This is a genomic window from Aquimarina besae, assembly GCF_042434905.1.
Taxonomy (GTDB): Bacteria; Bacteroidota; Bacteroidia; order Flavobacteriales; family Flavobacteriaceae; genus Aquimarina.
On sequence record NZ_CP170199.1, the window covers coordinates 2,243,586 to 2,257,435 of the forward strand.

Below are 13,850 nucleotides of genomic sequence, written 5' to 3' on the forward strand. Positions count from 1 at the left end.
TAAAATGGCCGAAGTTAGTAATACAAAAAAGTGGTACGTTGTTCGTGCCGTAAGTGGCCAAGAGAATAAGGTCAAGGATTATATTGAGCGTGAAATTGCTCATATGGGGATGGAAGACTATGTTTCTCAAATTTTGGTACCAACTGAAAAGGTGGTTCAAATCAGAAATGGTAAAAAAATTAATAAAGAAAGAGTGTATTTTCCAGGATATGTCATGATAGAGGCAAATCTTTCTGGTGAAATTCCTCATATTATAAAATCCATTAATGGTGTTATTGGTTTTCTTGGAGAGGTTAAAGGAGGAGATCCTGTTCCTTTAAGAAAAGCTGAGATTAATAGAATGCTAGGAAAGGTTGATGAGCTTGCTGTTAAGACTGACAACGTTGCTATCCCTTATACTGTTGGAGAGACTGTGAAGGTGATTGATGGTCCATTCAATGGTTTCAATGGTACTGTAGAAAAAGTAAATGAAGAAAAGCGTAAGCTTGAAGTAATGGTTAAAATTTTTGGAAGAAAAACACCATTGGAACTAAGTTATATGCAAGTAGAAAAAGTATAATAATTGTTACATTATATATTCTGAATTGTTCTTATTGCTTCCACTTTATAGAACAATTCTAATCTAAAATTAGAAAAATGGCTAAAGAGATAAGTAAGGTTGTAAAACTTCAAGTACGTGGAGGAGCGGCAAACCCATCCCCACCAGTTGGACCTGCTTTAGGTGCTGCCGGAGTAAATATCATGGAATTCTGTAAGCAATTCAATGGTAGAACACAGGACAAGGCTGGTAAAGTATTACCAGTTGTGATCAGTGTTTACAAAGACAAATCTTTTGACTTTGTAATTAAAACTCCACCTGCGGCAGTTCAAATACTGGAAGCAGCAAAAACGAAAAAAGGTTCAGGAGAGCCAAATCGTAAAAAAGTAGCTAGTGTTACTTGGGATCAGGTTCGTGCAATAGCAGAGGATAAAATGCAGGATTTGAATGCATTTACAGTAGAGTCCGCTATGAAAATGATTGCCGGTACCGCTCGTTCAATGGGTGTAACTGTAAAGGGACAAGCTCCTTTTTAATCCAAAACGTGTAGAAAATGGCAAAAGTAACTAAAAAGCAGAAAGAAGTTAGAGCTAAGGTTGATAAGAATAAAGCTTATTCACTAGATGAGGCTTCGGCTTTAGTAAAAGAAATAACAAACGTAAATTTTGATGCTTCTGTAGATCTTGCAGTTCGTTTGAATGTAGATCCTCGTAAAGCAAATCAAATGGTGCGTGGTGTGGTAACATTACCTCACGGAACAGGAAAGGATGTTAAAGTTCTTGCATTGGTAACACCGGATAAAGAAGCAGAAGCCAAAGAAGCGGGCGCTGATTTTGTAGGTCTAGATGAATACCTTGATAAAATTAAAGGTGGATGGACCGATGTAGACGTGATTATTACAATGCCTAGTGTTATGGGTAAATTAGGTCCATTAGGTCGAGTTTTAGGGCCTCGTGGTTTAATGCCTAATCCAAAAACTGGTACTGTAACTATGGATATAGCAAAGGCTGTTTCTGATGTAAAGGCAGGTAAAATCGACTTTAAAGTTGATAAAACAGGAATTGTTCACGCTGCAATCGGTAAGTCTTCATTCTCTGCTGATAAAATCGCAGGAAATGCAAAAGAATTATTAACAACATTAGTAAAGTTAAAACCAGTAGCTGCTAAAGGTGTATATATAAAGTCAATTTATATATCATCTACAATGAGCCCTGGTGTGGAGATTGATTCTAAGAACTTTGCTGGGTAATTAAGATAAACGATTATGACAAGAGAAGAAAAATCACAAGTAATTGAAGACTTAACTGCTCAGTTAGCTGAAAACTCTAATATCTATTTAGCAGATATTTCAGGTTTGGATGCAGGAACAACTTCAAACTTACGTAGAGCTTGTTTTAAAGCTAACGTATCATTAAAAGTAATTAAGAATACGCTCCTTGCAAAAGCAATGGAGAATTCAGATAAAGATTTTGGAGAATTGCCTAATGTATTAAAAGGTAATACTTCTATTATGTTTTCTGAAACCGGTAACGCTCCGGCAAAAGTTATCAAAGAGTTTCGTAAGAAGTCAGAGAAACCTTTATTAAAGGGTGCTTTTGTAGAAGAAGCAATCTTTGTAGGAGATGAAACTCTAGATGCGCTTGTAGATATCAAGTCCAAAGAAGAGGTTATCGGAGATATCATTGGCTTATTACAGTCACCTGCTAAGAATGTTATTTCAGCATTAAAGTCGAGTGGTGGTACAATAGCTGGTATTCTTAAAACATTATCCGAAAAAGAAGGATAATTTAGGCGAGTACGCACTTTTTAACAAATTATATTTCAATTAAAAAAATTATTTAAAACGATAGAAAATGGCAGATTTAAAAGATTTCGCAGAACAATTAGTTAACTTAACAGTAAAAGAAGTTAATGAGTTAGCTGATATATTAAAAGAAGAGTATGGTATCGAGCCTGCTGCTGCTGCAGTAGCTGTTGCTGCTGGTGGTGGAGCTGCTGGCGGAGATGCTGCTGAAGAAAAGAGTGAATTTGATGTAATCCTTAAAGCAGCTGGTGGTGCTAAGTTAGCAGTTGTAAAACTTGTAAAAGAATTAACTGGTCTTGGTCTTAAAGAGGCTAAAGGTTTAGTTGATGATGCTCCAAGTGCTATTAAAGAAGGAGTAGCAAAAGATGAAGCAGAAGCTCTTAAAGCTCAATTAGAAGAGGCTGGAGCAGAGGTTGAGCTTAAGTAAGCTTACCGTATATTGACATAGAGGTTTAGACCTGGAGAATTCTCTCTAAGGTCTAAACCATTTTGCGTATATAAATATGAAGTATTAAAATACGCTGTTTTTTAAATTTTAATTTAATTCCGTCCATTGATGTTAGCAACGCAAACTGAAAGATTGAATTTTTCTTCTGTAAAGAATAGACCTGAGTATCCGGACTTTTTGGATATTCAGATCAAATCCTTTCAGGATTTCTTTCAATTAGAAACAAAGTCTGAAGAAAGAGGAAACGAAGGTCTTTATAATACCTTCATGGAAAATTTCCCGATTACGGATACACGTAATCAATTTGTACTAGAATTTTTAGACTACTTTGTAGATCCACCAAGATACGATTTACAAGAATGTATTGAAAGAGGACTTACCTATAGTGTTCCTCTTAAAGCTCGTTTAAAACTTTTCTGTACTGATCCTGAGCACGAGGATTTTGAAACAATAGTGCAGGACGTATATTTAGGTACGATTCCTTATATGACTCCAAGTGGTACGTTTTGTATCAATGGTGCAGAACGTGTTGTTGTATCTCAGTTACACCGATCACCAGGTGTGTTCTTTGGACAGTCATTCCATGCAAATGGAACAAAGCTATATTCTGCAAGAGTAATTCCTTTTAAAGGATCTTGGATAGAATTTGCTACAGATATCAATAGCGTTATGTACGCTTATATTGATAGAAAGAAAAAATTACCGGTTACTACACTGTTTCGTGCGATTGGTTTCGAAAGAGATAAAGATATTTTAGAGATTTTTGATCTAGCAGAAGAAGTGAAGGTTTCTAAATCCGGATTAAAGAAAGTATTAGGTCGTAAATTAGCAGCCCGTGTATTAAATACATGGCACGAGGATTTTGTTGATGAAGATACAGGAGAGGTTGTTTCTATCGAGCGTAATGAAATTGTTTTAGATCGTGATACAATCCTCGATAAAGATCACTTAGATGAGATCGTGGATTCTGGCGCTAAAACCATTCTGCTCCATAAAGAAGATAACCAGAAAGGTGATTATGCGATCATCCATAATACATTACAAAAAGATCCTACGAATTCTGAAAAGGAAGCTGTAGAACATATATACCGTCAATTACGTAATGCAGAACCGCCTGATGAGGAAACTGCAAGAGGTATTATTGACAAGTTATTCTTCTCAGATCAACGTTATAACTTAGGTGAAGTTGGTCGATACAGAATGAATAAGAAATTAGGTCTTAATATCGAAATGGATAAGCAGGTGCTTACCAAAGAAGATATTATTACTATCATTAAATATTTAATTGAGTTAATCAATTCTAAGGCTGAGATTGATGATATCGATCACCTTTCTAACCGTCGTGTAAGAACTGTAGGAGAGCAGTTATCACAGCAGTTTGGAGTTGGGCTGGCACGTATGGCTCGTACCATTCGTGAACGTATGAACGTTAGAGATAATGAAGTGTTTACTCCGATCGATTTGATCAATGCAAAGACTTTATCTTCTGTGATTAACTCATTCTTCGGAACGAATCAATTATCTCAGTTTATGGATCAAACAAATCCATTAGCAGAGATTACTCATAAGCGTAGACTTTCTGCACTTGGACCTGGTGGTTTATCTAGAGAAAGAGCAGGATTTGAGGTTCGAGATGTACACTACACACATTACGGTCGTCTGTGTCCTATTGAAACTCCAGAGGGGCCAAACATTGGATTGATTTCTTCGTTAGCGGTATTTGCAAAAGTGAATTCTATGGGATTCCTTGAAACTCCTTATCGAAAGGTGGAGGATGGAAAGGTAGATTTAAGTGAGTTTAAATACTTAAGTGCAGAAGAGGAAGAAGAGAAATTAATCATGCAAGCCAATTTACCTCTAAAAGAAGATGGTACTATAGAAAGTGATAAGGTAATTGCGCGTATGGAAGGTGACTTCCCTGTGATTGATCCATCATCTGTAAATTATGCAGATGTTGCTCCAAACCAGATTGCATCTATTTCTGCATCCTTAATTCCTTTCTTAGAACATGATGATGCAAACCGTGCGTTGATGGGATCGAATATGATGCGTCAGGCTGTTCCTTTATTAAGAGTAGATGCTCCAATTGTGGGTACAGGGCTTGAGCGTCAAGTAGCCTCGGATTCAAGAGTATTAATTAATGCCGAAGGAGAAGGAGTAGTAGAATATGTTGATGCTCAAAAGATAACTATCAAGTATGATAGAACGGAAGAAGAAAGAATGGTTAGTTTTGATAGTGATTCTAAAACATATAACCTGATCAAATTCCGTAAAACAAATCAAGGTACTTCTATAAACTTGAAACCAATCGTAAGAGTTGGAGATCGAGTTAAAAAAGGCCAGGTTTTATGTCAGGGGTATGCAACTGAGAACGGAGAACTTGCTTTAGGTAGAAATATGAAGGTTGCTTTCATGCCTTGGAAAGGATATAACTTTGAGGATGCAATCGTGATTTCTGAAAAAGTAGTTAGAGATGATATCTTTACTTCTATTCATATCGATGAGTATTCTTTAGAAGTTAGAGATACTAAGTTAGGTAATGAAGAATTGACTAACGATATTCCTAATGTTTCTGAAGAAGCTACCAAAGATCTTGATGAAAATGGAATGATCCGTGTTGGTGCAGAGATCAAACCTGGAGATATTCTTATAGGTAAGATTACGCCAAAAGGAGAAAGTGATCCTACACCAGAAGAAAAGCTATTAAGAGCGATTTTTGGTGATAAGGCTGGTGATGTAAAAGATGCTTCTTTAAAGGCTTCACCATCTTTACACGGTGTTGTTATTGATAAGAAGTTATTTGCGCGTGCTATTAAAGATAAGCGTAAGCGCTCTCAGGATAAAGAAGATATTTCGATATTAGAAAGATCTTATGATGCAAAATTTGCATTATTAAAAGCAGAATTAGTAGATAAATTATTTGTAATCGTAGGAGGTAAAACTTCACAAGGGGTTATCAATGATTTAGGAGAAGAAGTGCTTCCAAAGGGTAAGAAGTTTACTCAAAAAATGCTGAATAGTGTTGACGATTATGCGCATCTTACCAAAGGGACTTGGACTACTGATGATCATCTTAATAAGATGGTCGCTGATCTGATTCACAATTTCAAGATCAAAGAAAATGATTTGCAAGGTAACTTACGTAGAGAGAAATTTACAATCTCTGTGGGAGATGAATTACCTTCTGGAATTATAAAACTTGCTAAAGTTTACATCGCTAAAAAACGTAAACTAAAAGTAGGAGATAAGATGGCAGGTCGTCACGGTAACAAAGGTATTGTTGCTCGAATCGTAAGAGAAGAAGATATGCCATTCTTAGAAGACGGAACACCGGTAGATATCGTATTGAATCCACTAGGGGTACCTTCACGTATGAATATTGGTCAGATTTATGAAACTGTTTTAGGTTGGGCTGGACAGAAATTAGGTAGAAAGTATGCTACCCCTATTTTTGATGGAGCTTCTTTAGATCAGATCAATGAATTTACAGATGAAGCGGGTATACCAAGATTTGGGCATACATATTTATATGACGGTGGTACAGGAGATCGTTTTGATCAACCAGCAACTGTGGGTGTAATCTACATGCTTAAGTTAGGTCATATGGTTGATGATAAAATGCACGCACGTTCTATTGGTCCATACTCTTTGATTACACAGCAGCCACTTGGTGGTAAAGCACAATTTGGTGGTCAGCGTTTTGGAGAGATGGAAGTATGGGCACTGGAAGCTTATGGAGCTTCTGCTACCCTTCGTGAAATATTGACTGTTAAATCTGATGATGTAATAGGTAGAGCTAAAACATACGAAAGTATTGTAAAAGGTGAGCCTATGCCAGAACCAGGATTGCCAGAATCATTCAATGTATTAATGCATGAATTGAAAGGTCTGGGTCTTGATATCAGATTAGAAGAATAATATAGATGAAATTTTGTACCCTGAGCATAGTCGAAGGGTACAAAATATATCATCTAATTATTCAATTTTAAATTACAATAATTCTTAAGCAACCATATATTATGGCAAGAAATAATGATAAGAATACAGTAAAGAGATTTAACAAAATCTCGATAGGGTTAGCGTCTCCTGAGTCAATCTTGGCAGCTTCACAGGGAGAGGTTTTAAAACCTGAAACTATCAACTATCGTACTCATAAACCTGAGCGCGATGGTTTGTTCTGTGAGCGTATTTTTGGACCTGTAAAGGACTTTGAGTGTGCTTGTGGGAAATATAAGAGAATTCGTTACAAGGGGATCGTTTGTGATCGATGTGGTGTTGAAGTAACAGAAAAGAAAGTTCGTAGAGATCGTGTAGGACATATCAACTTAGTTGTGCCTGTAGCACATATTTGGTATTTCCGTTCTTTACCAAATAAAATAGGATATTTATTAGGCTTGCCATCTAAGAAATTAGATATGATCATTTACTACGAAAGATACGTAGTAATCCAGCCAGGTATCGCTAAAAATGAAGAAGGAGAGCCTGTACAAAAAATGGACTTCCTAACAGAAGAAGAATACCTAAATATCTTAGATAGCCTTCCTCAAGAGAATTTATATCTTGATGATACGGATCCGAATAAGTTCATCGCTAAGATGGGAGCAGAATGCCTTATCGAAATCTTAAAGCGAATTGACCTTGATGAGTTATCATACGAATTAAGACATAAAGCAAATAATGAAACTTCTAAGCAACGTAAGACAGAAGCATTAAAACGTCTTCAGGTTGTAGAGTCGTTGCGTGATGCTAATAAAAATAGAGAAAACCGTCCGGAATGGATGATTCTTAAAGTAGTTCCGGTAATTCCGCCAGAATTACGTCCTTTAGTACCACTAGATGGTGGTCGTTTTGCTACGTCTGATTTAAATGACTTATATCGTCGTGTGATCATTCGTAACAATCGTTTAAAGCGTTTGATGGAAATTAAAGCTCCAGAAGTAATTTTACGTAATGAAAAACGTATGTTACAGGAGTCTGTAGATTCTTTATTTGATAATACACGTAAGGCTTCTGCAGTAAAAACGGATTCTAACAGACCGTTAAAATCTTTATCAGACTCTTTAAAAGGTAAGCAAGGTCGTTTCCGTCAAAACTTATTAGGTAAGCGTGTGGATTATTCTGCCCGTTCTGTAATTGTTGTAGGACCAGAGTTAAAATTATTTGAGTGCGGTTTACCTAAGAATATGGCGGCAGAATTATACAAGCCATTCGTGATTAGAAAATTAATCGAGCGTGGTATTGTAAAGACTGTTAAGTCAGCAAAGAAAATAATAGATAGAAAAGAGCCTGTAGTTTGGGATATCTTAGAGAATGTTCTAAAAGGACATCCTGTATTACTTAACCGTGCTCCTACGCTTCACCGTTTAGGAATTCAGGCATTTCAGCCTAAACTTATCGAAGGTAAAGCAATACAGTTACACCCATTAGTGTGTACAGCATTTAATGCCGATTTTGATGGAGATCAAATGGCAGTACATTTACCATTAGGACCAGAGGCTATATTAGAAGCGCAGTTATTGATGTTAGCTTCTCATAATATCTTAAACCCTGCGAATGGTTCACCGGTCACTGTACCTTCTCAGGATATGGTACTAGGTCTATACTATATGACTAAGTCTCGCAGGTCTACGCCAGAATTAGAAATTAAAGGCGAGGATTTAACATTCTATTCTCCAGAAGAGGTGATCATTGCATACAATGAGAAAAGATTGGATATTAATGCTAACATTAAAGTTAGAACAAAAGATATCGATGAAAATGGAGAATTGGTAACTAAGATTATAGAAACCACTACAGGAAGAGTTTTATTTAATGAAAAAGTACCTGAAAAAGCTGGATATATCAATGAGGTATTGACCAAAAAATCTCTTAGAGATATTATTGGGGATATCCTTAAAGTTACGAGTGTGCCGGAAACGGCTGTTTTCTTAGACGAGATCAAAACGCTAGGATATAATTTTGCTTTTAGAGGAGGTCTATCATTTAGTTTGGGAGATATTATTATCCCAAAAGAGAAGCATACTATGATTGCTGATGCCAACGCTCAAGTTGATAATATCGTTGCAAATTATAATATGGGTCTTATTACCAATAACGAACGTTATAATCAGGTAATTGACATATGGACATCTACCAATGCTGAGTTGACAGAATTATCAATGAAGCGTATTCGAGAAGATCAGCAAGGATTTAACTCGGTATATATGATGCTTGATTCTGGAGCAAGGGGATCTAAAGAACAGATTCGTCAGCTTACAGGAATGCGAGGATTGATGGCAAAACCGAAAAAATCAAATTCTGCAGGTGGAGAAATTATTGAAAACCCGATTCTTTCTAACTTTAAAGAAGGTCTTTCAATTCTTGAATACTTTATCTCTACTCACGGAGCTCGTAAAGGTCTTGCGGATACGGCACTTAAAACTGCCGATGCTGGATACCTTACTCGTCGTTTAGTGGATGTTGCACAAGATGTGATTGTGAATGTTGAAGATTGTGAAACACTTAGAGGAGTAGAAGTTAGTCCATTAAAGAAAAATGAAGAAATTATTGAAGGTCTTGCAGCAAGAATCGCAGGTAGAACATCATTAGTAGATGTAATAAATCCATTAACTCAAGAAGTACTTGTAGAAGCAGGTATGGAGATTGATGACGCTACAGCTAAGATGATAGAAAATTCTCCTGTCGAGTCTGTAGAAGTACGTTCGGCGCTTACTTGTGAAGCTAAGAAGGGTATATGTGTGAAGTGTTATGGTCGAAATCTTGCAACTGGTAAAACAGTACAGCGTGGTGAGGCAGTTGGAGTAGTAGCAGCTCAATCGATTGGTGAGCCTGGTACACAGCTTACACTTCGAACATTCCACGTAGGAGGTATTGCGAGTAACATTTCTGAAGAGAATCAATTGAAATCAAAATTTGCTGGTAAAGCAGAAATTGAAGAATTGAAAACGGTAAAAGGTCAGGATGCTGAGGGTAATGATATAGATGTTGTTATTTCTCGTACTTCTGAAGTTAAGGTAATCGATCCTAAAACTAAGATTGTATTAAGTACGAATCTTATTCCGTATGGTTCTCAATTATTTATCAAAGATGGTGATATGGTTGAAAAAGACCAAAGTATATGCCAGTGGGATCCATATAATGGAGTTATTATATCAGAATTTGCTGGTAAAGTTGCTTACGAAAATGTAGAACAAGGGGTAACATATCAGGTAGAAATAGATGAACAAACTGGATTCCAGGAAAAAGTAATCTCAGAATCACGTGATAAGAAAAAGATACCTACACTTCTAATTATGGGTAAAGGGGACGAAGTACTTCGTTCTTATAACTTACCGGTTGGAGCTCACCTGATGGTTGATGATAATGAAAAGATTGAGGTAGGTAAGGTATTAGTTAAGATTCCTCGTAAGTCGGCTAAAGCTGGGGATATTACAGGAGGTCTTCCGCGTGTAACAGAATTATTTGAAGCACGTAATCCATCAAACCCTGCAGTTGTTAGTGAGATAGATGGTGTTGTATCATTTGGTAAAATCAAACGTGGTAACCGTGAGATTATTGTAGAATCTAGAATTGGTGAAATCAAGAAATATCTTGTGAAATTATCCAACCAGATTCTTGTACAGGAGAATGATTTTGTTCGTGCAGGTATGCCATTATCTGATGGTTCTGTAACGCCAGAGGATATCTTGAAAATCAAAGGACCTTCTGCAGTACAGCAATATTTGGTGAATGAGGTTCAAGAAGTATATCGATTACAAGGTGTGAAGATTAACGATAAGCATTTTGAAGTAGTAGTACGTCAAATGATGCGTAAAGTTAGAATTCAGGATCCGGGAGATACGATTTTCTTAGAGAATCAATTAGTGCATAAAGCGGACTTTATCGAGGAAAATGATGCTATTTTCGGAATGAAAGTAGTAGAGGATGCAGGTGATAGTGAAAACCTTAAAGCAGGTCAGATTATATCACCACGAGATTTGAGAGATGAAAACTCTATATTAAGAAGAGAAGATAAGAACCTAGTTGAAGCAAGAGATGTTACTCCTGCTACAGCGACTCCAATACTTCAAGGTATAACAAGAGCTTCGTTACAAACTAAATCATTTATCTCAGCGGCTTCATTCCAGGAAACAACAAAAGTATTAAACGAAGCTGCAGTAAGCGGTAAAGTTGATGATCTGGAAGGATTAAAAGAGAATGTAATCGTCGGGCATAGAATCCCTGCAGGAACTGGTATGAGAGATTATGAAAGTATCATAGTTGGTTCTAAAGAGGAATTCGAAGATCGAATGGAACAACGACAAGAAGTTAATTATAATTAATCAGTAAAGCCTACCAATTGGTAGGCTTTCTGTTTTGAGAACGTAATGTGTTCAAATAAAATATTATAAAATGGCAGATGAAAAGAAACAAAAACAGAATCAGTTAAATATAGAGTTGGACGACACAATCGCGGATGGTGTATATAGCAATCTTGCAATCATCAATCACTCAGTGTCCGAGTTTGTGGTGGATTTTGTAAATATTATGCCTGGAAGACCTAAAAGCAAGGTGAAGAGTAGGATTATTTTAACTCCTCAACACGCTAAAAGACTATTAAAGGCTTTAGGGGATAATGTATCGCGATTCGAAGCTGCTCATGGTGAAATTAAGGACTATGAACAACCTCCAATTCCTTTGAATTTCGGTCCGACAGGGCAGGCATAGTTTAAAATAATGATAACAAACAATACAAATCCGCTGGTTGAATACCAAGCGGATTTTTTTTGAAACGCTTGAGCTTGATAAGGAGTTATATTTTTGTTATCTTAAACTTTATTTTTAAATAGCGTGTTATATGTCTGATCGAATAAAAACCTATTCAGAATTCTATAAATTCTATCTTACAGAACATCAAAATAAAACAAGTAGAACATTACATTTTATCGGAACCTTTTTGGTATTCGTGATTATAGCTGTTGCTATTTATTATGGTTGGAGTTGGAAATGGTTTTTAGTTCCGGTAACCGGTTATGGTTTTGCTTGGGTGGGTCACGCTTTTTTTGAAAAAAATAAACCAGCTACTTTTAAGTACCCTTTTTGGAGTTTAATCTCAGATTTCAAATTGTTTTTTGAAATTCTAATTGGAAGGCGTTCCTTTGATAGCTCAAAAGATTAATATAGATTTTTATGATACATTTTATTTTTAGTATAGAATTAAATTATGTGTAAAACAAAAACTGATTACATATTTGCTATGTAATCAGTTTTTGTTTTTTAAGAATGTCTAACCACCTATTTTTTACAAAACGAGTTAAAAACTATTTTAAAATAGTTTTTAGAATTCTGAGGTAAAGTGAAAAGTGATAGATGGATATTTTTGCTGAGTCATTTGAAGACTAAAAGAAGAGTCTGCTAAAAACACCAATTGCCCCTGTTTATCTTTTGCTAAAAATTTACTTTTTACACGTTTAAAGTCCCTGAACTCATCATTCGTTTCATCTGCCGCATCTACCCAGCAAGCTTTATGTACATTAAGATTTTCATAAGTACATTTAGCACCGTATTCGTGTTCTAATCTGTATTGTATTACTTCATATTGCAACGCTCCAACGGTTCCAATAACTTTTCGTCCATTAAGTTCTAGGGTAAATAATTGGGCAACACCTTCATCCATTAATTGATCAATTCCTTTTGCTAATTGCTTTGATTTTAGTGGATCTGCATTGTTGATATACCTAAAATGTTCTGGCGAAAAACTAGGGATTCCTTTGTAATTTAATTGTTCTCCGGTGGTGAGTGTGTCTCCAATTTTAAAATTACCTGTATCGTGTAATCCTACAATATCACCAGGATAAGAAACATCTACAATCTCTTTTTTTTCTGCAAAAAATGCATTAGGGCTAGAGAATTTTAGCTTTTTATTATGTCGGGTATGCAAGTAAGGTACATTTCTTTCAAATGTTCCTGAAACTATTTTGATAAACGCTAGTCGATCTCTGTGCTTTGGATCCATATTAGCGTGAATTTTAAACACAAAACCCGTAAAATCTTTTTCCTCTGGTTTTACAACTCTAATATCACTTTCTTTAGGTCTCGGGGTGGGAGCAATAGATACAAAACAATCTAATAATTCTCGGACACCAAAGTTATTCAACGCAGAACCAAAAAATACAGGTTGTAGACTGCCATTTTGATAGGCTTCTTTATCAAATGTAGGATAAATACCATCCACTAATTCTATTTCTTCACGTAAAGTTTCGGCTGCTGCTTCACCTATAAGAGTATTTAATTCAGGAGAAGATAAATCAGAAATTTCAATAGTTTCTTCAATATTTTTTCTGCTATCTCCACTAAAAAGATTGATGTTTTTTTCCCAAATATTATAAATCCCTTTAAAGTCATAACCCATCCCAATCGGAAAGCTTAAAGGAGTAACCTTCAAACCTAATTTTTGTTCTACTTCATCCAAAAGTTCAAACGCATCTTTCCCTTCTCGATCCAGTTTGTTAATAAAAACAATCATCGGTATATTACGCATTCTACAAACTGAAACTAATTTTTCGGTTTGTTCTTCTACACCTTTCGCAACATCAATTACAACAATAACACTATCAACTGCTGTCAATGTCCTAAACGTATCCTCTGCAAAATCCTTGTGCCCTGGGGTATCTAAGATATTTATTTTAACTCCCTGGTATTCAAATGCTAATACTGATGTAGCAACAGAGATACCTCGTTGTCTTTCAATTTCCATAAAATCACTGGTCGCACCCTTTTTAATTTTATTGGATTTTACCGCTCCCGCTTCTTGTATAGCTCCACCAAATAATAGTAATTTTTCTGTTAAAGTGGTCTTACCGGCATCAGGGTGAGAAATGATACCAAAAGTTCTTCGTCTTTTTATTTCGTCAGTGAATTTCATCGTTGTTCTATTACTAAAGTTTGCAAATATACTACTTAATAATACAAAGCCGGTAGAAGTCTGTAAAACTAAAGATTTTGAAATTATTGTTTTTCGAGTATGTTTTACAGCCTTTAAATCGTGTATTTCATCGAAAAGTAAAAAAATATACGGGAAA

General features: G+C 35.9%; 10 protein-coding genes. 9 read left to right on the forward strand and 1 reads right to left on the reverse strand.

Annotated features, from left to right (window positions below):
- Window positions 1-4: 4 nt before the first annotated feature.
- The 9 genes from nusG to ACE94K_RS09810 all read left to right on the forward strand — a co-directional run bounded on the left by nusG (window position 5) and on the right by ACE94K_RS09810 (window position 11,947).
- Complete coding sequence (gene nusG, locus ACE94K_RS09770) at window positions 5-559, forward strand: transcription termination/antitermination protein NusG (RefSeq protein ID WP_027393796.1); 555 nt, start codon at window positions 5-7, stop codon at window positions 557-559.
- Window positions 560-636: 77 nt separating this feature from the next.
- Window positions 637-1,074, forward strand: coding sequence for a 50S ribosomal protein L11 (gene rplK, locus ACE94K_RS09775; RefSeq protein WP_378183504.1), 438 nt, complete (start codon window positions 637-639; stop codon window positions 1,072-1,074).
- A 17-nt stretch (window positions 1,075-1,091) separates the two neighbouring features.
- Window positions 1,092-1,787, forward strand: coding sequence for a 50S ribosomal protein L1 (rplA, locus tag ACE94K_RS09780; RefSeq protein WP_378183507.1), 696 nt, complete (start codon window positions 1,092-1,094; stop codon window positions 1,785-1,787).
- A 15-nt stretch (window positions 1,788-1,802) separates the two neighbouring features.
- The gene (gene rplJ / locus ACE94K_RS09785) at window positions 1,803-2,324 is read left to right on the forward strand and encodes a 50S ribosomal protein L10 (RefSeq protein ID WP_378183510.1); all 522 of its coding nucleotides are present in this window, start codon (window positions 1,803-1,805) and stop codon (window positions 2,322-2,324) included.
- 67 nt (window positions 2,325-2,391) lie between these two features.
- On the forward strand, window positions 2,392-2,769 hold the full coding sequence (gene rplL / locus ACE94K_RS09790; RefSeq protein ID WP_378183513.1) for a 50S ribosomal protein L7/L12: 378 nt from the start codon (window positions 2,392-2,394) through the stop codon (window positions 2,767-2,769).
- 129 nt (window positions 2,770-2,898) lie between these two features.
- Window positions 2,899-6,708: a DNA-directed RNA polymerase subunit beta gene (gene rpoB, locus ACE94K_RS09795; RefSeq protein ID WP_378183516.1), complete on the forward strand. Its 3,810-nt coding sequence runs from the start codon at window positions 2,899-2,901 to the stop codon at window positions 6,706-6,708.
- 101 nt (window positions 6,709-6,809) lie between these two features.
- On the forward strand, window positions 6,810-11,111 hold the full coding sequence (gene rpoC, locus ACE94K_RS09800) for a DNA-directed RNA polymerase subunit beta' (RefSeq protein ID WP_378183519.1): 4,302 nt from the start codon (window positions 6,810-6,812) through the stop codon (window positions 11,109-11,111).
- Between the two features lie 70 nt (window positions 11,112-11,181).
- Window positions 11,182-11,496, forward strand: a complete 315-nt coding sequence (locus ACE94K_RS09805) for a DUF3467 domain-containing protein (protein WP_378183522.1) — start codon at window positions 11,182-11,184, stop codon at window positions 11,494-11,496.
- Window positions 11,497-11,626: 130 nt separating this feature from the next.
- Complete coding sequence (locus ACE94K_RS09810; RefSeq protein ID WP_378183525.1) at window positions 11,627-11,947, forward strand: Mpo1-like protein; 321 nt, start codon at window positions 11,627-11,629, stop codon at window positions 11,945-11,947.
- Between the two features lie 159 nt (window positions 11,948-12,106).
- Here ACE94K_RS09810 and ACE94K_RS09815 read toward each other — a convergent pair whose 3' ends face one another.
- A complete protein-coding gene (locus ACE94K_RS09815; protein ID WP_378183528.1) occupies window positions 12,107-13,693 on the reverse strand; it encodes a peptide chain release factor 3 in 1,587 nt (528 codons plus the stop codon).
- Window positions 13,694-13,850: the final 157 nt, after the last annotated feature.

Bases quoted from the DNA above. Each gene is read 5' to 3' on its own strand.
- rpoC (WP_378183519.1), top strand. From the start codon at position 6,810: ATGGCAAGAAATAATGATAAGAATACAGTAAAGAGATTTAACAAAATC.
- rplJ (WP_378183510.1), top strand. From the start codon at position 1,803: ATGACAAGAGAAGAAAAATCACAAGTAATTGAAGACTTAACTGCTCAG.
- rplA (WP_378183507.1), top strand. From the start codon at position 1,092: ATGGCAAAAGTAACTAAAAAGCAGAAAGAAGTTAGAGCTAAGGTTGAT.
- ACE94K_RS09810 (WP_378183525.1), top strand. From the start codon at position 11,627: ATGTCTGATCGAATAAAAACCTATTCAGAATTCTATAAATTCTATCTT.
- ACE94K_RS09815 (WP_378183528.1), bottom strand. From the start codon at position 13,693: ATGAAATTCACTGACGAAATAAAAAGACGAAGAACTTTTGGTATCATT.
- rplL (WP_378183513.1), top strand. From the start codon at position 2,392: ATGGCAGATTTAAAAGATTTCGCAGAACAATTAGTTAACTTAACAGTA.
- rpoB (WP_378183516.1), top strand. From the start codon at position 2,899: ATGTTAGCAACGCAAACTGAAAGATTGAATTTTTCTTCTGTAAAGAAT.
- rplK (WP_378183504.1), top strand. From the start codon at position 637: ATGGCTAAAGAGATAAGTAAGGTTGTAAAACTTCAAGTACGTGGAGGA.
- nusG (WP_027393796.1), top strand. From the start codon at position 5: ATGGCCGAAGTTAGTAATACAAAAAAGTGGTACGTTGTTCGTGCCGTA.
- ACE94K_RS09805 (WP_378183522.1), top strand. From the start codon at position 11,182: ATGGCAGATGAAAAGAAACAAAAACAGAATCAGTTAAATATAGAGTTG.